The organism is Muricoccus harenae, assembly GCF_009848505.1.
GTDB lineage: Bacteria > Pseudomonadota > Alphaproteobacteria > Acetobacterales > Acetobacteraceae > Roseomonas > Roseomonas harenae.
In genome coordinates, this window is the sequence record NZ_WWDL01000021.1 from 40,315 (window position 1) to 60,342 (window position 20,028).

The following is a 20,028-nucleotide window of genomic DNA, read 5'->3' on the forward strand; positions in this document are numbered from 1 at the left end:
CTTATCCCTTCCTTGCGTCCCGTGGGACGAAGCGATGCTCCAGGCCCAGGACGATCAGGTAGAGGGTCAGGCCGAGCAGGGTGAGGAGGAAGACGGCCATGAACATGGCCGCCGTGTCGAGCGAGGACTGCACCTGGATCATCAGATAGGCGAGGCCGCGTTCGGAGGCGATGAATTCGCCCACCACCGCGCCGGCAACGGCGAGGATGGCGCCGACCTTCATGCCGGAGAAGATGTAGGGCAGCGAGCCGGGCAGCTGGATGTAGCGGAACACCTGCCAGCGCGAACCCTTCAGCGAATGCACCAGATCCAGCAGGTCGGGCTCCACTTCCCGCAACCCGCGGGCGGTGGTCAGCAGGATGGGGAAGAAGCACAGGCTGAAGGTGATCAGCATATTGGTGAAGATGCCGTAGCTCATCCACACGACCACGATGGGGCCGAGCGCGACCTTCGGGATCATGTTCAGCGTGACCAGCAGCGGAAAGACCAACAGCATCAGGAGGCTCGACCAGGAGAAGAGCAACGCGAGGCTGACGCCCAGCGCCACCGCCAGCAGGTAGCCGCCGAGGATCTCCGCCGCCGTCACCAGCGTGTTTGAGACCCAGGCATTGGTCGGCGCGGCGAGGGTGGCAAGCACGTCGCTGGGCGCAGGCAGGATGAAGGCGGGGATCTTCGCCGCCTTCACCAGCAATTCCCACAGCAGCACGACAGCGACATGGACGAGGACGATCACCGCCCAGCGGCGGCGCGTGGCCCGGGCAGCCGCGGCGACGCGGGCGTCCGTTTGCGCATCCGCCGTGGGTACAGCCTGGATGTCGGTGCTCGCCGCATTCGCGATCATTCCCGGCCTTTCCTCTGCTGTCCGGCCTTACGGACCGGAGGCGGAACGCTAACGGGAAGCCTCGCGCAGTGTCAACCAACTGGTTGATAGCCGGTCAGGGGCGCAGTGCGGAGAGGACGAACTCGATGGTGTGGCGCCGGCGCCGCGCGATGGCTGCCCTGGTGTCCAGCCGCGTTCCAAAGATCGCCGAGAGCGTGCGGTTGTTAGAGAAGTAGAAATAGGCAATGCCGGCGATGGAGATATAGACATCCACCGGGTCGAGGTCGCCCCGGAACAGGCCGGCGGCGGCACCGCGCCGCAGTGTTTCGTCCAGCAGACCAACCAGGGGCGAATGCATCTCCATGAGGCGCGGCGATTCACGCACATGCCGCGCACTGTGCTGGTTCTCGTCGTTCAGCAGGGCCACGAATTCCGGGTGCCGGGCGAGGTGGTCGAAGGAAAAGCCGACCAGCCTTTCCATCGCGTCCCGCGGTGGGAGGTCGGCCAGGTGCAGGGCCTGCTCCTTCGTGCGGATCTCCGCATAGACCTCCTCCAGCGCTGCCGCGTAGAGGTCCTCCTTGGTGCCGAAGTGATGGTAGACGAGCTGCTTGTTCACCCCCGCCCGCGCGGCGATCTCATCCACCCGCGCGCCGGCAAGTCCCTTCTCCGCGAACTCGCCGATCGCAGCATTCAGCAGGGCGCGGCGCGTGCTGTCCGGGTCACGGCGCCCCTGTGGGCGGCGGGGTGACGGGGTCATGGCCAGCGGAACATCCTTACCAACCGTTTGGTTGAATGCTGTTGCGATGCGGAAGCGGCGTGATAGGGTTTCCAAAACGCCGCCCGCGCAGGGCCTCGATAAGGGGATAAGCTCCGCATGACCAGGGACCGTTCCGCCTTCTCCCGCCGCGGAATCCTTCTCGCCGGCCTTGCCGCGCCCTTCATCGCCCCGCGCAGCGCCTTCGCCCGGGAACGCGTGACCTTCGTGCTGAACTGGACGCCGGGGGCGGATCACGGCCCCTATTTCTTCGCCAAGGCCCAGGGCTGGTACGAGAAGGCGGGGCTGGACGTGACGATCGAGACGGGCCGCGGCTCCGGCCCCTCCGCGCAACGCGTGGCGGCGGGCACCGCGCAGCTTGGCATCTCTGAAATGCCGACGGCGCTGTTGGCGCGCAGCCGTGGCGGCAACCTGGCCGCTGTCATGACTGTCTATGCGAACACCCCGCAGACCTTCTACTGGCTGCGCAGCAGCGGCATCTCCGAGCCGAAGGATTTCGTCGGCCGTTCCGTCGGAAACCCGCCCGGAGACGCGGCGCGGGTGATGTGGCCAGCCTTCGCCAGGCGGGCGGGAATCGATCCCGCGTCCGTCCGCTTCGTCAACATCACGCCCGCGGCCAAGGTGCCCTCGTTGAAGAACAAGGTGATCGACATCACCACGGATTTCTACAACTCGCATGACGTGAAGCTCCGTGAATTCGGCGCCGATCTCGGCTTCCTGCGCTGGAGCGATACGGGGCTGAACTCCTATGGCAACTCGATCATCGCGAATGGCGATGTGCTGGCGAAGCAGCCGGACCTGGTGCGCAGCTTCGTGCAGGTTTCGCAGCGCGCCTTCGCGGCCTGCGTGGCCGATGCAAAGCTGGGGCTGGATGCCCTCTTCGCCGCCGCCTCCGGCCTGGAGGAGCGCAGCCAGCGGGACCAGTGGGAGCGCGTGAAGGAGATGATGCGCGACCCGACCACCACCTCCGTCGCGCTCGGCGTATTCGATGCGGAGCGGATGAAGGCGGATTATGAGCTGATCCAGGCGCATTTCGAAGGAGCGCAGCCCTTCGAGCTGGAGAAGGCCTATACGAATGCCTTCCTGGATACATCGATCAAGATGACGGCGGGCTGAGGAAGGAAGGCCGGGGGGAGGTATCCCCCCGGACCCCCTTCTATTTTTATCGGAAAGAAGAAGATGGGGGTCCGAGGGAATTCTTTCCCCTGGCCTTTTTACCCCTTTGCCGCCCGCACCACGGCCCGGAGGATCGGGCTCTCCGGCTGCATGTATTGGTCGAGGATGTCGAAGTGGTCATGGCCGGGCAGCACATGCACCTCCGGATCGGCGCCATGCCGTCGCAGGTGGTGAGCGTAGCGGAAGGTCAGGTCGATCCAGTGCCAGGGCTCACGCCCGCCGACAAAGAGATGCACGGGGCAGTTTGCGGTGGGTGCGCGCCGCTCCAGGTCATGCCGTGCCGCGATCTCCGGCGTCAGGCGCAGATCGGCGTTCACCGTGGTGAGCATCGCGGGCGCTGGATCGTAGATGCCGCTGATCATCACGGCGCCGCGCAGGAAGGTGGAATCCAGTCCGCGCGCGCCCCAGTCCTCGGCCAATGCCGCCGCGCAGAGATGCGCCCCGGCGGAATGGCCGGACAGGCTGATGGCCATCGGGTTCCCGCCATATTCGGCAATGTGGCGCCGGGTCCATTCCACCGCGGCGATGGCGGAATCCACGGTGCCGTCCAGCGTGGAGTCTGGGCACAGCTCGTAGCTGGCGATCACTGCGGTGATGCCCTGCCGCACCAGCGCCTGCGCGATAAAGGCGAAGCTCTCCTTGTCATTGGCGCGCCAGTAGCCGCCATGGAAGAAGACATGCACCGGGGCATTGGACTGGGCCGCGGGATAGACATCCAGCCGGCGCCTCGGATGGTCGCCATAGGCGATGTCGCGGTGCTTGCGCAGCCCGGCATGGGCGGCATCATTCGCGGGCGTGCGCCGGAGGCGATGCGTGGCGAAATCCGGGAAGGCGCGCTGGGGATTGTAGTGGAACTCATGCTCTTCGGGAGAGAGCGAGGCCCAAAAGGGCGCGGCTTGGCTCAAGGCATGCACTCCGGTGACGGACGCCCCCGATAGAGCCGGGGGACGGATGGTGACAATCGGCGCCCACCCTGGCCGTGGCGTGGCGACCGGTACCCCGCATCAAGAAGCGGCTTGCTGGCAGGTGGCTGCCATGTCTAGGATCGTGCACGATGCAGGATGTACGATCAATAACGCGGGTGGGCTTGGCTGAACAGGTCCGCGCCCGGCTTCAGGAACGGATCATGGATCAGGACCTGCCCTCGGGGGCGCGCCTGAACATCGACGCGCTGGCACGGGAGATGGGCGTCAGCAGCACGCCGCTGCGCGAGGCGCTGGCGGGGCTCTGCGCCCGGGGCTTGGTCCGCAACGAGGCCTTCCTCGGCTTCACCGTCGCGCCCATGCCCGACCAGGCCTTTCTGCGGGACCTCTACGACACGCGGCTGCGGCTGGAGCCCTGGCTCGCCGGCCAGGCGGCGGCGCGGATCGGGCCGGACGCCATCGCGCGGCTCCGAGCCAGCCTGGACGACATGGGCGCGCATGTGCGGCGCGGCCCGTGGAAGACCCACCGCACCCATGCGGCGGCGGACGAGGCCTTCCACGACGCCATCGCCGAGGCTTCCGGCAACCAGCCGGGGCGGCAGGCTCTCGCCGCGCTGAATGCGCAGGTGCATGCCTCACGCCTCTACATGGCCGCCCAGACGGGCGCGGAAGAGACGGCGAAGGAGCACGAGGCGATCCTCGATGCACTGACGCGCCAGGACGCCCGCGCGGCCGAGGCCGCTATGGCACGACATCTCGAAGAATCGCGGGAGCGCCTGGCGCCGTGACCACCATCCCCGACAGCGCGGCGCGCATCGCCCGCATCACCCTCCATCCCGTGCTGCATGTCATGGGCGATGCGGGTGCCTATGGCATGGCGCGGGGCCTGGTTTCCGCCCGCGGCGCCACCATCGTCGAGATCGAGACGAATACGGGCGTGAGTGGATTCGGCGAGGCCTGGGGGCCGCCGGACTTCTGCGCCGCCTATCTCGATTTCGTCGCGGCCGACTGGCGCGGCGCGCAGCTGGTGGACCATGGCGCGATGTTCCACCGCGTGCTGGCCCGCAACTACCACTTCGGCGTTCAGAACGGGCTGATGGCGCTGCTCTCCGGCCTCGACATGGCGGTGCATGACGCGCTGGGGAAGGAGCACGGGCTGCCCGTGCATGCGCTGATCGGCGGGCAGGCGCGGGATGGCGTGCCGGTCTATGGCTCGGGCGGGTATTTCACCGCGGATCCGGCGCTAGGCCTGGCCTCGCAGCTGCCGCGCTTCCGTGACTTCGCGGCCTGCAAGATTAAGATTGGCCGCGGCGTCGCGGATGACGTGGCGCGGGTGCGGCTGGCGCGCGAGACGCTGGGACCGGAGATGCGAATCGCCGTGGATGCCAACGGCAATTACGGGCTGGACCAGGTGCTGGCCAGCATGCGTGCCATCGCGCCCTTCGGCATCGACTGGTATGAGGAGCCGCTGAGCCCGGCGGATGAGGAGGGCTATCGCGCGCTGCACGCGCGCTCCGAGATCTCCATCGCCACCGGCGAGGCGCTCTACACTGCCTATGCCTTCGACCGGCTGCTGGCGCCGCGCGTGATCGACATCGCGCAGCCCGATCTCGCCCTGTGCGGCGGGCTGTCGCAGGGGCGGCTGATCGGGCAGCTCTGCACGCTGCGCCATGCGCGGCTTTCGCCGCATGTCTGGGGCACGGGCCTCGGCCTTGCGGCCGCCGTGCATCTCGTTGCGGCGCAGCCGCCCTATCCCGCTGTCACGGAAAGCGAGGCGGACCCGCCCTGGGTGGAATATGACGTGGCGGAGAACCCCCTGCGCGACGAGCTGCTGCGCGAGCCGCTGCGGCCAGTGAATGGCGTGATTCCCGTGCCCCTCGCGCCCGGCCTGGGTGTGGAGCCGGATCGCGCCGCCCTTGAACGTTTCCGGCCACGGTGAGCAAGGCGCGGTGAACGCCCCCGTCGCCATCTCCCCGCTGCTCCAGGCGGAGCGGCTTTCCGTCGCCTTCCGGGGCGCGAAGGGTTGGTTGACGGCGGTGGAGGACGTGTCCTTCGCCGTGCCGCCGGGGGAGACGCTGGCGCTGGTGGGGGAAAGCGGCAGCGGAAAGTCCGTCACTGCCATGGCGGTGGCGCGGCTGCACGCCGGCGCCGCCGGCACGCGCTCCACCGGCGCGCTGCGCTGGCAGGCGCGCGAGGGCGGCACGACCGATCTGCTGGCGCTGCGCGGGGAAGGGCTGCGGCGCCTGCGCGGACGGGAGATCGCGGTGGTGTTCCAGGACCCAGGCAGCGCGCTCGATCCGCTGTTCACCATCGGCGACCAGATCGCGGAGACGCTGCGCCACCTGCGGGACATCGGCCGGCGCGAGGCCGCGGATAAGGCGGTCGCGTTGCTTGGCCTGGTGGGCATTCCCGATCCGACGAGGCGCGCGGGCGAGTTTCCACACCAGCTTTCGGGTGGGATGCGGCAGCGGGCCGTCATCGCCCTGGCCCTGGCGGGTGAGCCGCGATTGCTGATCGCGGATGAGCCGACCACCGCGCTCGACGTGACGATCCAGGCGCAAATCGTGGACCTGCTGCGGGATCTGCAGGCGCGAAATGGTATGGCGATGATCTTCGTCAGCCATGATCTCGGGCTGGTGGCCGAGCTGGCGCACCGGATCTGCGTTCTTTACGCGGGGCAGGTGGTGGAGGAGGGAACGGCGGCCGAGGTACTGGCGGCGCCGCGCCATCCCTATACCCGCGCCCTGCTGGATTGCATTCCCTCGCTGGAGGGGGAGCCGCCGCGCGGCATTCCGGGGCTGATGCCCAACCCGCTGGCGCCGCCGCCGCATTGTCGCTTCGCGGATCGCTGCGCGCTGGTGGTGCCCGCCTGCCGCGCCGGACCGGTGCCGCTCTTCGACGTGGCGCCGGGGCGCCGCAGCCGCTGCCTCCGCTGGGAGGAGGTGCCGTGAGCGCCCCGATCGTCGAGGGGCGTAGGCTGGTGATGGAGTTCGGCGGGCCGAGCCTGCTGGCGCCGCGCCGCCGTCCCGTGCGTGCCGTGGCGGGGGTGGATCTTGCCATCCGTCGCGGCGAGGCGCTGGGGCTGGTGGGGGAGAGCGGCAGCGGCAAGTCCACCATCGGTCGGATGCTGCTGCGCCTGGCACGGCCCACGGCCGGGCAGGTGCTGTTCGACGGACAGGATATCACTGGGGCCGAGCGCGCGGCGATGCGGCCGCTGCGGCGGCGGATGCAGATGGTGTTCCAGGACCCCTTCGGCAGCCTGAACCCGCGCATGGGGATCGGCGCCTCCATCGCCGAGGGAATGGTGCTGCACCGTCTTGCCACCGGCCACGCGGCGCGCGAGCGGGCGGCGGCGCTGCTCGAGCGCGTCGGCTTGTCGCCGGGTCTGTATGACCGGCGGCCTGCGGCGCTGTCGGGTGGGCAGAGGCAGCGCGTGGCAATCGCGCGCGCGCTGGCGGTGGATCCGGATTTCATCGTCGCGGATGAGCCGGTCTCGGCACTGGACGTATCCGTCGGCGCCGAAATCCTGTCCTTGTTGCGGGAGTTGCGGAGTGAGCGGCAACTCGCGCTGCTCTTCGTCTCGCATGATCTTGGTGCGGTGCGTACGCTCTGCGATCGCGTTGCCGTGCTCTATCTCGGAAGGGTCATGGAGGAAGGGCAGGCAGCGGCGGTGCTGCGCGCGCCGCGCCATCCCTATACGCGGGCGCTGCTTTCCGCCTCGCCGGGAAGGCCGGGGGAGGCGCGCGGGCCACGTATCATCCTGCGCGGCGAGATTCCGAGCCCGGCGGCGCCGCCTTCCGGCTGCGTCTTCCGCACGCGCTGCCCTTATGCGCTGCCCGCCTGCGCCGAGAACGTGCCTGCGCTGCGTCCCCTCGATACTGACCGCCGCGCCGCCTGCATCCGCGACGACATTCTGGCGATGGAGCAGGCGGCATGAGCATGGCGCGTCTGATGGTGGTTGGGGGGGGCGGCTTCGTCGGGGGGCGTGTGCTGCGGCTGGCCGTTGCGCGCGGCATCGCCGCCGCCTCCTTCGGGCCGGGCGAAGTGCCCAGCGATGACGGCGTGGCGCGGTTCGAGGGCGCGGCGGAGGAGCCGGGCCGCTTCGCTGCCGTGCTGCGGGACTTTGCGCCGGATGCGGTGATCTGGGCCGCCGGCCACAATCCTTCGGGCGATGGGCTGGCGCGCACGGCGCTCTCCGATCCGGCGCGGGCGGTGGCGGTGAATGCCGGCGGCTTCGCGGCGGTGCTCGCGGCCTGTGCAGAGGCGGGGGTGCGCCGCGTCGTGCAATGCGGGTCGACGGTCGTCTATGGGCCGCCCGGTCTCTACCCTTCGGAGTGTGTGGACGAGATGGCCGCTCCGGCGCCGCGCAGCGCCTATGGGCTGTCGAAGCACATGGCGGAGTTGGCAGCGGATTGGGGGGTGGATGCGCTCGGGTTGTCGGTGACGACGCTGCGCCTGCCGCTCGTGCTCGGGCCAGGGCGCTGGTATGTCGGCGCCGCCACGCTCTTCGCGAGGATGCTGCGCGCGGCGGCTGACGGCTCGGCATCGCATGAGGTGGTGCCTGCCGCGCCCTTCGACGCCGTGCATGGTGACGACGCGGCCGAGGCGTTGCTGATGCTGGCCGCCCGGCCTGATGCGCCGCGCCTGCTGAACATGGCCGGGCTGACCCTGACCTATGGCCGGATTGCCGCCGCCCTGGGCGGCCGGATCGAGGTGGTGGAGCAGCCCGCGCCCGCGGACCTGCCGCTGGTGGATGATTCGCGGCTGCGCACCCTTGGCTGGGCGCCGTGCCGTGCGCTGGACGCGATTCTTTCCGAGACGCTGCACGAAATGACGATGAAGGAGAAGGCGTGATGCATGAGGCACGACTGGCCGAGCTGGGCCTGACCCTGCCGCCCCTGCCGAAGCCGGCCTTCGACTACGTGCCGGCGGTGCTGGAGCGCGGGCTGGTCTGGGTGAGCGGGCAGCTGCCGCGCGATGCCGAAGGCGCCCTGCCGGTGCTGGGCCGGCTGGGCGCCGAGGTGGAGCTGGAGGACGGGCGCCGCGCGGCGGAGCTCTGCGCCCTGCAGGGCCTGGCCGCGCTGCGTTCCGTCGCAGGTTCGCTCGATGCCGTGGCGCGGGTGGTGAAGGTGACGGGCTTCGTCGCCTCGGCCACCGGCTTCTGCGACCAGCCGAAGGTGATCGACGCTGCCTCCAACCTGCTGGGCAAGGTTTTCGGCGAGGCGGGGCGCCATGCCCGCAGCGCCGTGGGGGTGGCGATGCTGCCGCGCAACGTGCCGGTCGAGATCGAATTCGTCTTCGCTCTGCGGGACCAGGGCTGATTCCGGGAGAAGCGCGACGCCTTCTTTCCTTCCACGCTGACAACAGGGGTAGAGATCGATGCCGCATCCGATGATCGACCGCCGCACCGCCTTGCTCGCCGGTGCGGGCCTGCTGGGAACCGGGCTTTCGGGAATGCCCGCCTGGGCGCAGGGCGCAGCGGGTGGGGAGGCAGATCCCTATGGGGCCGATGATCCGCAGGCGCGGCGCGGCGGCATCCTGACCATCGCCATCGCCAACGAGCCGCCGAACCTCGATCCCTTCCATCAGGCTGGCGATGCGCGCACCGCCGTCACCGTGCTGATGTACCAGGGGCTGATGTTCGAGCACGCCTCTGGCACCGCGAAGCCGCTGCTGGCGGAATCCATGGCGATCTCCGATGACGGGCTCGCCTATACCTTCAATATCCGGCGCGGGGTGCGCTTCCATACCGGCCAGCCGATGACATCGGCCGATGTGAAATACAGCTACGACTATGTGCGTAACCCCTCCAATGGCAGCCCGGGCGCCGCGGATTTCGGGGTTATCAGCGAGATCGAGGCGCCGGACGACCATACCGTGGTAATCCGCCTGTCGGAGCCCAACGCCTCCCTGCCGATGACGCTCACCAACCGCTTCGGCTGCGTGGTCCCGCGCGACACCTTCGCCAATCCGCAGGCGCGCGCGCGGCTCTCGCAGCAATCGGTGGGCACCGGGCCCTTCATGCTGCAGGAGTTCCGGCCGCAGAGTCATATCCGCATGGCGCGCTTCCCGAATTACTGGCGCCAGGGGCAACCCTATCTGGATGGGGTGCTGTTCAGCGTGCAGCCCAATGCGGCCAGCGTGCTGGTGGCGCTGCGCAGCCGCCGCGTGGACCTTGCGCTGCTGGCCCGGCCACAGGATGCGGAGCAGCTCCAGGGGCAGGCGGGAATCAACATCACCTCCGCCCTCTCGCTGCGGCAATGCTCGCTCGACCTCGACTGCAACCATGCCCAGCTGAAGGATCAGCGCGTGCGGCAGGCCATCGCGTTGGCCATCGACAAGAACGCGGTGATGCAGGCCTCGATCGGCGGCAAGGGCAAGGTGCTGGGCACCATCCCGGCCGCCATGCAGGAGAGCTGGGGCGCGCCGATCGAGTCCCTGCCCTTCCAGAAGACCGACCCGGCGCGCGCGAAGGCGCTGCTGGCCGAGGCGGGGCTTGGGGATGGCTTCGCGCTGGACCTGATCAGCATCATCGGCTTCGAATGGATGGACCCGGCGGCCGTCACCATCGCGCAGCAGCTGGCACCCATCGGCATCCGGCTGAACCTGCAGCGGGTGGAACTGGGCGTGTGGCTGAACGCCTTCCGCACGCGCAACATGCGCTTCACCTTCAATGACTGGGGCACGCAGCCCGATCCGCACCTGCTGTACTACCGGCACTTCCGCGGCACGCCGCGCGGCGCGGACTTCCGCAACTGGAACAATGCCGAGGCCAACCGTCTCATGGATACGGGCATGGCGACGCCCGATCCCGCAAAGCGGCGCGAGGCCTATCTGGGCTTGCAGAAGGTGATGGACGAGACCGTGCCCACGTTGATGCTCTTCTCGCCCGATTTGGTGACGGTGTCGCAGCAGCGCGTGCGCAACTATGTGCAGCACCCGACGGGATGGTGGTTCGGCCTGGCCAAGGCCTGGATCGCCGCCTGATCCATGACGGAAGCCCTCCTCCGCAGGCTCGGTGCCGCGCTCGTGACCATGGTGCTGGCCACCGGCGCGGTCTTCCTGCTGATCCGCGCCGTGCCGGGCGATGCCATCGGCGAGATGCTGGGGCAGAGCGCGGGCGACCCGGCGGCGGAGGCGGCGCTGCGCGCCTTCTTCGGTCTGGATCGCCCGCTCTGGTCGCAATACCTGGCCTGGGCGGGGGATGTGCTGCAGGGGGATCTCGGCACCTCGATGCGGCAGGGGCTGCCGGTGGCCGGGATCATCTTCGATGCCTTCCTGGTGACGCTGGAGATCGGGCTCGTTACCCTGGTGGTCGCGATCTTGGTGGGGGTTCCGTTGGGACTCGCGGCGGGAGCGCGGCCCGGCGGCATCTTCGACATGGTGGTGGAGGGATTCACCCTGCTCGGCCTTTCCGCCCCGGTGTTCTGGACGGGGATGGTGCTGCTGATCCTGGCCGATGCCTGGCTCGGCTGGGCGCCGCCGTTGATCTACACGCCGCCCGGCATCTCGCTGGCCGACAATCTGGAGGGCATCCTGCTGCCAGTGCTGGCGCTCGGGCTGCTGCAGGCGGCGGCCTATGCGCAGTTTACGCGGCAGCAGACGGCGGCGCTGCTGCGGCAGGATTTCGTGCGCGCGGCGACGGCGCGCGGGCTTCCGGCACGCGTCATCTTCGGCCGCCACGTGCTGCGCAACATCGCCATCCCGCTCGTCACCTATGCCGGGCTGATCCTGGTGCAGATCCTGGGCGGCGTGGTGGTGGTGGAGACGCTTTTCGGCATTCCAGGCCTCGGGCGCACGCTGCTCGCTGCGATCCAGGGCCGGGACTATCCCGTGCTGCAGGGCGCGCTGCTGCTGGCGGTGCTGGTGGCCTTGCTGGTGAACCTGTTGATCGACCTCGCCTATGCGGCAATCGATCCACGCGTCAGGGGCGCGTGATGAGCCGGGGCCGGATCGAGCTGGTGATCGGGGCGGTGCTGGCGGCGATCCTGCTCGCCGTCAGCTTTGCGCCCGGGCTGTTCGCCGGGCCGCCCGAGGCGGTGGAGGTGACGCGGCGGCTGGAGGCGCCTTCCGCGCAATTCTGGTTCGGCACGGACGAGACCGGGCGGGATGTCTATGCGCGCGTCGTGCATGGGGCTGGAACCACCCTTGGCATCGTGGGCGCGGCCATCGCCGTTGCCGCGCTGCTGGGCGGGGGACTGGGCGCGGTGGCCGGCTATATGGGCCGGGTGCCGGACCTGGCGCTGTCCCGAGCGGCGGATGCGCTGCTGGCCTTTCCGCCGATCATCCTTGGCGTGGTGCTGGCCAGCACGCTAGGGGCCGGGGCCGGCAACCTGATCCTGGCGCTCGCCATTATCTATGCGCCGGTCTTCTTCCGCGTGGCGCGGGCGGCGGGGCTGATGGAATCGCAGCGCGCCTATGTGGAGGCGGCGCGGGCGCTTGGCCATGGCGAATGGGCGGTGCTGCTGCGGCATGTCGCGCGCAACGTCGCGCCCGTCGTGATCCTGCAATGCGTGATCCTGTTTCCGCTGGCCCTGCAGATCCAGGCGGCGCTGGGCTTTCTCGGCCTCGGCGTGCCGCCGCCCACGGCGGATTGGGGCGCCAGCCTGCAGGAAAGCCGGAACTACCTGACCGTCGCGCCCTGGCTGGCGATTTTCCCCGGCCTTGCCTTGCTGCTCGCCGCCATCGCCGCGTCCCTGCTCGGGCGGGCCTTGCAGATGCGGGACGGCTGAGAGCCCCGGCGGCCATGCCAGGGCATGGCCGCCGCACGCTCACCCCGCCCTGGCGCGGGTCTCCTGGAGCAGCGCATCAAACAGGCGTTGCTGCTCCCGAAGCTCCTCGGCTAGCGGCGCGTAGACAAGCCGCCTGTCGCCATCCGGCTGCAACTCGAACAACCCGTTCGGGCAGTAGCGGTCATCGTCCCAGCCGGGATGCGACAGCACGGGATAGAGGCAGATTCCCTCGATGGGCACGCCCGCGCGCATGGCAGCGCGCACCTCCTCGCAGACATAGCGCAGCCATGGCACGCGCTCGTCGCCCTCGATGCTGGTCTCCGCCAGGAAGATCGGGCGGCGGTAGCGCGCATAGACATCGGCGAAAAGCATGCGGAGCGGCCGGTGGAGCGGGTCGGCGGGCAGCACGGCCTCGCGCTCGCCGCCATGCAGCCATTGGTTGTTCCAATAGTAATTCACGCCGACGATATCGACGATCTCGGGCCCGCCGCCGAGTTCGGGCGAGGCCTGGCCAGCCAGCATGTCCCAGGCATGGAACTGCCCCTGGTTGCGGGCGAGCGCATCCACCGGGTCCTGGTCCGGGCGCGGGATGATGTTGATCATGGGATCGATCGACACGATGCGCGCGCCAGGCGCCGCCTCGCGCACCGCCCGCCCCCCGGCGATCGCCGCGCGGACGAGCTGCATCTTCAATGCATCGCTGTAGGCGCGGTCCGTGTGGCCGGGATTCATCAACCCGGCCTCGCCGCCGGCCCAGGCGAAGAAGGAGATCTCGTTCACCGGGCAGACCATGGGGGGATGGCCTGTCTCCTCCAGGTGCAGCCGGGCGAAGGCGCGGGCGAAATTGGCGAAGCGGCTTACGAAGGCGGCGGAATAGACGTCGAGCCCATCCGGCCAGCCGTAATGGCAGAGGTCCCAGGCCACCTGGGTTCCGGTGACCTTCGCGGCGCGCAGCGCCGGTAGCACCGAGGACCAGTCGTAATGGCCCGGCGCCGTCTCGATCAGGTGCCAGCGGACGCCGTCACGCGCAACACGGATGCCGTGCTCCGCCAGCTGCCGGTAGTCCTCGGCGGCCAGCACGTCGTGCCGCGTGCTGCGGAGCAGGTCGAGCCGCCGGCCATCCCGGCGGCGATGGGTGGAGCATTCGAAGCCGCCCATGAAGAAGCTCTGGAACAGCCGGGTCCCGGAGGAACGTCCCCTCTGGGGGAAGAGGGGCGTGATCTCCCCGTCCTGCGCGCCCGCGAGTGATGTGGCCATCTCCTGCCCCCTGCCATGCCCGGCGCGCGCGGCACTCGGATCATTCATTCCGTTCACTCCAAGAATTCGCCAGCGGGCCGGAGTCCCTCACGCGGGCCGCGGCGGATCGTTTCCGCCGCCCCCGGCCATTATCCCGGATCGTCAGGCCGCGGCGGCGGCCTGGCGTTGCGCGCCGATCTCCAGGATCAGCCGCGCCGCCGCCTCGACCCCGCCGCTGCCGGTCACCAGGGATCGGGCGCGGGCGGCCATGGCCGCGGTCTTGGCGGGCTCCTCCAGGATGGAGCAGAAAGCCTCCGCCAGCCCGTCCGCTTCGATGGCATCCGGCAGGAAGCTATGCGCCGCCCGGTGGCGCCCCAGGGCTTCGGCCAGCAGCAGGGTTTCCGAGATGGGCCCCGGCACCAGCACCAGGGGCGTGCCCAGGGCCGCACCCTCATGCATGGTGCTCGTGCCCTCGCCGATCAGGATGTCGGTGGCCTGGATGTGCAGCAATGCGTCTGCTTGAGGAATCACGCCGCGGCAATGCAACCAATTGGGGAATCCATCCTCAAGCCCCAGGACGCTGCGCAGCTCGTCCTCGTCCCGCACGGCCATCAGGTGCAGCTCCAACTCCGGATGCGCGCCTTGCCGCAACTGCTCCACCGCGCCATAGAGGCCGCGGAGAACGCGGCTGGCGAAGTCCCGGCCAAAGGGGAAGTTCCGTACGGAATACAGGACCGTCGGCCGGCCGGAGAGCCCTAGCCTTGCGCGCGCCTCTGTCTTGTCAGGCACCGCCTCCAGGTCCAGGAAGGGACCCGTCTTAACGATCTTGTCTTCGACGAGCGACAGCTCCGGCGGCAGCGCGACCAGCGGCGCATAGGCCCAGATGATCGCGTCCATCTGCATCATGAAGGGCCAGTCGCCGAACAGCTCGTCGCCGACCGGCGGGATGGGGATGGAGACCCAGGCCGCATGTGGAACGCAGGCGCGGAGCGGCAGCAGGTAGCGGGCCGTGTCGTCCACGATGACATCGGCATCGCCGAAGCAGGCCTTGGTGACCGCATCGCGGTTCTCGCGCGTGATGGGCGGCAGCAGGCGCGGCTGGTAGCCCATCTTGATCGTCATCTCGATGTTGAGCGGCCGCATCCGCACCGTGTCGAGCACGAATTCGACCTCGACCGAGGGATCGATCCGGCGCAGGGTCCGCGCCAATGTCGCGGTCCGGGAGATATGGCCGATGCCGCCTTCGACGCAGGGAAGCATGATGACCTTCACGAGGGCCGGCCCCGATGGGGTGTCGCGTCACGTTCGGCGAGGGGCTTCATCCATTTCTCCATTCCATGCTGGATCCAGCGTTATTCCCCGAAACACGCGCACCGTTTTCCGGATGCGTCGTCTTCAGGATGCGCCGGCGGCCCATGGGTCACAACGCTCTCACGCGAGGATTGATTGCGCCTCTATCTTGTGTGATCGCGGATCCATGCGCGTTTCCACACATGACGTCACGCGTGACGAAACGGCGGAAACTTTCGTGTCTGCCGCTGAAACGATGGCGGAATTAGGGCGCTTACGCCGAACGTGCCGGCCGGCGCAGAGAAGTGAGGAGTATCGACGGGAATGTCTAGACTGGAGCTCTGGGGCGGAATTGAATGCACAGTTCTGCGCGCAGGGGGCGAATGGCGCGATCAGCTCTGCGAAACAGGGCATCATGATCGCGACACGGATCTGGATCTCATCGCCTCGCTGGGCATCCGTCATCTCCGCTACCCCGTTCTCTGGGAAAAGGTCGCGCCGGAGGATCTGCGGAAGCCGGATTGGAGTTGGCCTGACGCACGGCTGGCGCGCTTGCGTGAGCTGGGTTGCGAGCCGATCGTCGGTCTCGTGCATCACGGTTCGGGGCCGGCCTATACCAGCCTTCTCGATCCGCTCTTTCCGGAGAAGCTCGCGGATTACGCAAGGCAGGTAGCCATGCGCTATCCCTGGGTGCGCGATTGGACGCCCGTCAATGAACCCCTCACCACCGCCCGCTTCTCCGGCCTCTACGGCCATTGGTTCCCGCACGGGTGCGATGGGCGGAGCTTCCTGACGGCGCTCACCAACGAATGTCGCGCCGTGAACCTGGCCATGCGCGCGATCCGCGAGGTGCGGCCTGATGCCCGGCTGATCCAGACCGAGGATCTCGGCCGCGTCTTCTCGACGCCGCCACTGGCCGCGCAGGCCGCGCATGAGAACGAGCGCCGCTGGCTGAGCCTTGACCTGCTCTGCGGCCGGGTGAACAGCAGCCACTCCTGGTACGACGTCATGGTGTCGGAAGGCGTGCCGCGGGAGCATCTGGACCAGCTGGTGGCAGAACCCTGCCCGCCGGACATCATCGGCATCAACCATTACGTGACCAGCGACCGCTACCTGGACCATCGCGTGGAGCTCTACCCGCCGGAGACTGTCGGCGGCGGCCCTGAGCTGCGCTATGCGGATGTTGAGGCGGTGCGCGTGCCCTTGCCGCCGCATGAGCACACCGGGGCGGAGGCGCGGCTGCGCGAGGCCTGGGAGCGCTACGGGCTGCCCATGGCCGTCACCGAGGCGCATCTGGGATGCCGGGAGCCGGAGGAATCCGTGCGCTGGCTGATGGAGGTGTGGGATGGCGCCTGCCGCCTGCGGCAGGAGGGTGTCGATCTGCATGCGGTGACGGTCTGGTCCATGTTCGGGGCGATGGACTGGTGCTCGCTGCTCCGGCGCCGGGACGGCAACTATGAGCCGGGTGTCTTCGACGTGCGCCATGACCCGCCGCGGCCAACACCGCTCGCCGAGGCGGTCCGCGCGCTGGCGACCACAGGCCGCTACCTGCACCCCGTGGCGCAAGAGCCTGGCTGGTGGCGGCGCGAAGACCGGTACCTGGTCGGGCAGCGGCGCGTCGCCTGACGGCGCGCCCGGATCAATCCATCCGCCAGACCAGGATCGCCGCCAGCAGGCACAGGGCCAGGACCGCCACGATGACGGCCACGGTCCGATGGCTGCCGGAGGGCGGCACCCGGTTGCTGGCCGCGTCGGGCGGGACCGGGGCATCGCGCCTTTCCCGCTCGCGCACCTCCGCCACCAGCTTCGGGTCCAGCGGCGCGCCCGCGGCCTCGTCATCCGTGCCGAGCGGGGCGAGGCCGGGGTCCAGCATCGGCACCTTGTCGCCGGTTGCGCCGCTTTCGGCGTCTCGCTTGAGCTGGGCGGCATTGGAGGTGGGGGTCACCGGCACGGGGACCGGGCGCGGTTCCAGCTCGGTCGGGTCGTCATTCTTCGGCATGCTCAGCCTCCTGGCCTTGCGGTGGCTTCGGCACGCTGCGGGGCCTGGGGCCCGGGCGCGGCGGTCTCGCCGCTAGGGGGCGCCTGCTGGGTGGTGCTCCGGGGCTCTAGCCGGGTGATCAGCCGGGCGCCGCGCTGGAAGGTGATGTAGCTCCACAGCCATTCGAAGGAGACGACGACGCGGCTGCGGAAGCCGATCAGGTACCAGACATGGGCGATGCCCCAGAACCACCAGCCCAGCAGCCCCTTCAGCCGGAACCCGTCCAGCGCGACCACCGCCGAGCGGCGCCCGATGGTGGCGAGATCCCCCTGGTGGCGATAGGCGAAGGGGGGCGGGGCCGGGCGGCCCGCCGCACGTGCGGCGATCACCTTGCCGACATAGCGGCCCATCTGCTTTGCGGCCGGGGCGTTGCCGGGGATCGGCTTGCCCTTGCCATCCTTGGCGGTCACCAGGTCGCCCACCACGAAAATCTCGGGATGGCCGGGCACGGAGAGGTCGGGGCCCGCCACCACGCGGCCGGCGCGGTCGCGCTCCGCCCCGATCCAGCTTCCCGCCGGGGAGGCGACCACGCCGGCGGCCCAGACCGTGGTGCTCGCCTCGATCCGCTCGTCCCCGAGGGAAACGCCGCCGGCATCGCAATTGGTCACCCGGGCATCGGTGCGGACCTCCACCCCCATGCGACGGAGGGAGCGGGTGGCGTAGTCCGATAGCTCCTCCGGGAAGGTCGCCAGGAGGCGCGGGCCGGCCTCCACCAGCAGGATGCGCGCCTTGCGCGGGTCCACATGGCGGAACTCGCGCTGCAGGGCGTGGCGCGACAGCTCGGCCATGGCGCCCGCCAGCTCCACCCCCGTGGGGCCGCCGCCGACCACCACGAAGGTGAGCAGGCGCCGGCGCTCCGACTCGTCCGAGGCCAGCTCGGCGCGCTCGAAGGCGACGAGCAGGCGTCGGCGGATGGCGGTCGCATCCTCGATCGTCTTGAGGCCGGGCGCCACCGCGGCCCATTCATCCTTGCCGAAATAGGAATGGGTCGCGCCGGTGCCGAGCACCAGCACGTCATAGGGGATGGCCTTGCCATCGGCATGGACCAGCCGCGCCTGGGCGTCCACAGCCGTCACCTCGGCCATCAGCACGGTGGCATTCGCCTGGCGGCGGAAGACGGTGCGGACCGGCCAGGCGATGTCCCCGGGGGAGAGGGCGGCGGTTGCCACCTGGTAGAGCAAGGGCTGGAACAGATGGTGGTTCTGCCGGTCCAGGATGGTCAGCGAGACGGGGGCCCCCGCCAGGGCGCGCGAGGCCTCCAGCCCGCCGAAGCCGGCCCCGACCACCACCACGCGCAAGGGGGGGCGTCCCATCCGGGCCACTACTGGTCGGCCGCCTGCGCCACGGGCTCGTCCGCGGCCGCGGCTATGGCCGGCCGCCGGTCCCGCAGGTCGAAGCGGTCGCCATGGCAGAGGACATGCAGCCGGACATCGTGAATGGAGAGCGCACGGTCCGCCTCCGCCTCGGCGATGTTGGAATGGGTGACGCCGCCACCATCGACGACATAGACGCCGCCGCTTCCGATCACCTCGAATTTGTGCCCGCGGAGGATGATGGCCGTGTCCTCATCGATGCCGATGCCCAGCTCGCGCGGGTTCTGCGCCACGGCGCCCAGCAGGCGCCCGATCCGGCCGCGCTCCGCGAAATGCTGGTCAATGATGACGTCCCGTACAAGGCCCAGCCCGGCAGCGAGATGCAGGTCGCCGATGCGATGCGTCTCCTGGCTGCTGCCCTTCACCAGCATCGTGTCGCTCATGACCGAGGCGCCGGCGGAGGTGCCGGCGATCACGCCACCGGCCTCGTGGATCTCGCGGACGCGCTGCTCCACCGGCGTGTCGCCGAGCTGGCTGCTGATGCGGAGTTGGTCGCCGCCGGAGAAGAAGACACCGGTCGCGCCATCGAAGACGCGCAGCTTCTCCTCGTCCCGCGCCTCGGAACGTTCCTCGACATAGAGCTCCACGAGGTCCGTCACGCCCAGGGCCGCAAAGGCGTCCTTATAGGAGTCGAAATAGCCTTCCGGCTGGTGCGAGGCGACGGTGGCGATGACGAGCCGGCCGCCCTTCAGGTGGCGGGCCACCTCGCGCAGGATGATCCGCTCCCCCTGCTTGTCCTCATGCCCGCCGATGATGATGAGAGGGCCCCTGCCCATCCGGCTCCGGTCAGGCATGGGGGGCTTCCTCGCTCTTGTGCAGATAGGCGTGCAGCGTCTCGTCCTCGCTGGTTACGATGCCCACGGCGAAATGCGGGCTGTTATGGGCCCAGCCGATGCGTCCGGCCCGGTCGAGCACGATCCCGCCGGCCTCGCCGCCAATCCGGCCGAGCTGCGAGATCGCCTGTTCGATTGCCGCCTGGGGCGGTTGTGATTCCATGGATTGCATGACGCGCGCGGCGAGCATGCCGCGCGAGATGCTCTCCCCATCGCCCGAGAACGCTACGGCGCCGAGAGAGTTGTCGGCGTAGAGGCCGCAGCCGGGCAGGGGGGAATCCCCCACCCGCCCCGCTGGGCAGCCCTCCAGCCCCCCGGTGGAGGTGCCGGCCGCCAGGTTCCCCCGCATGTCCAGCGCGACGCAGCCCACTGTGTCATGGCCGGGGTCATGGTCCGCATCCTCCGCCACCAGCAGTTCGGCGGGGGCACAGGCTTCGGCGCCATGCGCCTCGGCGAAGCGGCGCGCGCCCTCGGCCACCAGCAGGGTGGGGGCTTCCCGCAACATCAGCCGGGCGACCGAGACGGGGTGGCGCATGTCCCGGAGTGCTGCGACGCCACCGAGGTCGAGAGTGTCGCCATCCATGATGGCCGCATCCATCTCCACCTCGCCATCGGCGTTGCGGACGGAGCCGCGGCCGGCATTGAAAGTCGGGTCGTCCTCCAGCACCCGGATCGTGGCCTCCACCGCATCCACCGCGCTGCCGCCCGAGCGGAGCACGGCGGCGCCGGCGGCGAGCGCATCGAGGCAGCCGGCGCGGTTTGCCCGGTGCTTTTCCGGCACAATCTCCTTCGCCCCGCCATGAAGCACGAGGGCCCAGCGCATGCTTCCCAT

The 20,028-nt window shown here is 69.5% G+C and carries 20 protein-coding genes; 11 read left to right on the plus strand and 9 right to left on the minus strand.

Annotated features, from left to right (window positions below):
• Position 1: 1 nt before the first annotated feature.
• Both GSE44_RS15545 and GSE44_RS15550 read right to left on the minus strand, forming a co-directional pair.
• Complete coding sequence (locus GSE44_RS15545; RefSeq protein WP_159349746.1) at positions 2 to 841, minus strand: ABC transporter permease; 840 nt, start codon at positions 839 to 841, stop codon at positions 2 to 4.
• 94 nt (positions 842 to 935) lie between these two features.
• A complete protein-coding gene (locus tag GSE44_RS15550) occupies positions 936 to 1,577 on the minus strand; it encodes a TetR/AcrR family transcriptional regulator (protein WP_159349747.1) in 642 nt (213 codons plus the stop codon).
• Positions 1,578 to 1,694: 117 nt separating this feature from the next.
• Here GSE44_RS15550 and GSE44_RS15555 point away from each other — a divergent pair, with 117 nt between their 5' ends.
• A complete protein-coding gene (locus GSE44_RS15555) occupies positions 1,695 to 2,711 on the plus strand; it encodes an ABC transporter substrate-binding protein (RefSeq protein WP_159349748.1) in 1,017 nt (338 codons plus the stop codon).
• Positions 2,712 to 2,809: 98 nt separating this feature from the next.
• On the opposite strand, the gene GSE44_RS15560 is transcribed toward GSE44_RS15555, so the two are convergent.
• Complete coding sequence (locus tag GSE44_RS15560; RefSeq protein WP_159349749.1) at positions 2,810 to 3,676, minus strand: alpha/beta hydrolase; 867 nt, start codon at positions 3,674 to 3,676, stop codon at positions 2,810 to 2,812.
• Positions 3,677 to 3,825: 149 nt separating this feature from the next.
• Between GSE44_RS15560 and GSE44_RS15565 the strand changes: the two genes are divergently transcribed.
• The 9 genes from GSE44_RS15565 to GSE44_RS15605 are packed head-to-tail and all read left to right on the plus strand — an operon-like array spanning position 3,826 to position 12,426.
• Positions 3,826 to 4,482 carry a GntR family transcriptional regulator gene (locus GSE44_RS15565; RefSeq protein ID WP_268893660.1) on the plus strand — a complete coding sequence of 219 codons (657 nt, stop codon included), beginning with the start codon at positions 3,826 to 3,828 and terminating at the stop codon, positions 4,480 to 4,482.
• Positions 4,479 to 5,633: a mandelate racemase/muconate lactonizing enzyme family protein gene (locus tag GSE44_RS15570; protein WP_159349751.1), complete on the plus strand. Its 1,155-nt coding sequence runs from the start codon at positions 4,479 to 4,481 to the stop codon at positions 5,631 to 5,633. Before GSE44_RS15565 ends, GSE44_RS15570 begins: the two co-directional genes overlap by 4 nt.
• Positions 5,634 to 5,643: 10 nt before the next feature.
• Complete coding sequence (locus GSE44_RS15575) at positions 5,644 to 6,645, plus strand: ABC transporter ATP-binding protein (protein ID WP_201306091.1); 1,002 nt, start codon at positions 5,644 to 5,646, stop codon at positions 6,643 to 6,645.
• Positions 6,642 to 7,631: an ABC transporter ATP-binding protein gene (locus GSE44_RS15580; RefSeq protein ID WP_235924858.1), complete on the plus strand. Its 990-nt coding sequence runs from the start codon at positions 6,642 to 6,644 to the stop codon at positions 7,629 to 7,631. The genes GSE44_RS15575 and GSE44_RS15580 overlap by 4 nt, the downstream gene beginning before the upstream one ends.
• The gene (locus tag GSE44_RS15585; RefSeq protein ID WP_159349752.1) at positions 7,628 to 8,548 is read left to right on the plus strand and encodes an NAD-dependent epimerase/dehydratase family protein; all 921 of its coding nucleotides are present in this window, start codon (positions 7,628 to 7,630) and stop codon (positions 8,546 to 8,548) included. Before GSE44_RS15580 ends, GSE44_RS15585 begins: the two co-directional genes overlap by 4 nt.
• Entirely contained in the window at positions 8,548 to 9,015 is a 468-nt protein-coding gene (locus GSE44_RS15590; protein ID WP_159349753.1) for a RidA family protein, read from the plus strand. Before GSE44_RS15585 ends, GSE44_RS15590 begins: the two co-directional genes overlap by 1 nt.
• A 58-nt stretch (positions 9,016 to 9,073) precedes the next feature.
• On the plus strand, positions 9,074 to 10,681 hold the full coding sequence (locus GSE44_RS15595) for an ABC transporter substrate-binding protein (protein ID WP_235924859.1): 1,608 nt from the start codon (positions 9,074 to 9,076) through the stop codon (positions 10,679 to 10,681).
• Between the two features lie 3 nt (positions 10,682 to 10,684).
• On the plus strand, positions 10,685 to 11,632 hold the full coding sequence (locus tag GSE44_RS15600; RefSeq protein WP_159349754.1) for an ABC transporter permease: 948 nt from the start codon (positions 10,685 to 10,687) through the stop codon (positions 11,630 to 11,632).
• Complete coding sequence (locus tag GSE44_RS15605) at positions 11,632 to 12,426, plus strand: ABC transporter permease (protein WP_159349755.1); 795 nt, start codon at positions 11,632 to 11,634, stop codon at positions 12,424 to 12,426. Before GSE44_RS15600 ends, GSE44_RS15605 begins: the two co-directional genes overlap by 1 nt.
• Before the next feature lie 39 nt (positions 12,427 to 12,465).
• Here GSE44_RS15605 and GSE44_RS15610 read toward each other — a convergent pair whose 3' ends face one another.
• A complete protein-coding gene (locus GSE44_RS15610; protein ID WP_235924860.1) occupies positions 12,466 to 13,731 on the minus strand; it encodes a glycoside hydrolase family 1 protein in 1,266 nt (421 codons plus the stop codon).
• 93 nt (positions 13,732 to 13,824) lie between these two features.
• Positions 13,825 to 14,922 carry a hypothetical protein gene (locus GSE44_RS15615; RefSeq protein WP_159349756.1) on the minus strand — a complete coding sequence of 366 codons (1,098 nt, stop codon included), beginning with the start codon at positions 14,920 to 14,922 and terminating at the stop codon, positions 13,825 to 13,827.
• 354 nt (positions 14,923 to 15,276) lie between these two features.
• Between GSE44_RS15615 and GSE44_RS15620 the strand changes: the two genes are divergently transcribed.
• The gene (locus GSE44_RS15620) at positions 15,277 to 16,578 is read left to right on the plus strand and encodes a family 1 glycosylhydrolase (protein WP_159349757.1); all 1,302 of its coding nucleotides are present in this window, start codon (positions 15,277 to 15,279) and stop codon (positions 16,576 to 16,578) included.
• Between the two features lie 13 nt (positions 16,579 to 16,591).
• Here the strand turns inward: GSE44_RS15620 and GSE44_RS25340 are convergent, their stop codons facing one another.
• The 4 genes from GSE44_RS25340 to GSE44_RS15640 are packed head-to-tail and all read right to left on the minus strand — an operon-like array spanning position 16,592 to position 20,028.
• On the minus strand, positions 16,592 to 16,951 hold the full coding sequence (locus GSE44_RS25340) for a hypothetical protein (RefSeq protein WP_201306092.1): 360 nt from the start codon (positions 16,949 to 16,951) through the stop codon (positions 16,592 to 16,594).
• Between the two features lie 2 nt (positions 16,952 to 16,953).
• Positions 16,954 to 18,303, minus strand: a complete 1,350-nt coding sequence (locus GSE44_RS15630; protein ID WP_159349758.1) for an NAD(P)/FAD-dependent oxidoreductase — start codon at positions 18,301 to 18,303, stop codon at positions 16,954 to 16,956.
• A gap of 8 nt (positions 18,304 to 18,311) precedes the next feature.
• Complete coding sequence (locus tag GSE44_RS15635; protein WP_159349759.1) at positions 18,312 to 19,157, minus strand: cyanophycinase; 846 nt, start codon at positions 19,155 to 19,157, stop codon at positions 18,312 to 18,314.
• Entirely contained in the window at positions 19,150 to 20,028 is an 879-nt protein-coding gene (locus GSE44_RS15640; protein ID WP_159349802.1) for an isoaspartyl peptidase/L-asparaginase family protein, read from the minus strand. The genes GSE44_RS15635 and GSE44_RS15640 overlap by 8 nt, the downstream gene beginning before the upstream one ends.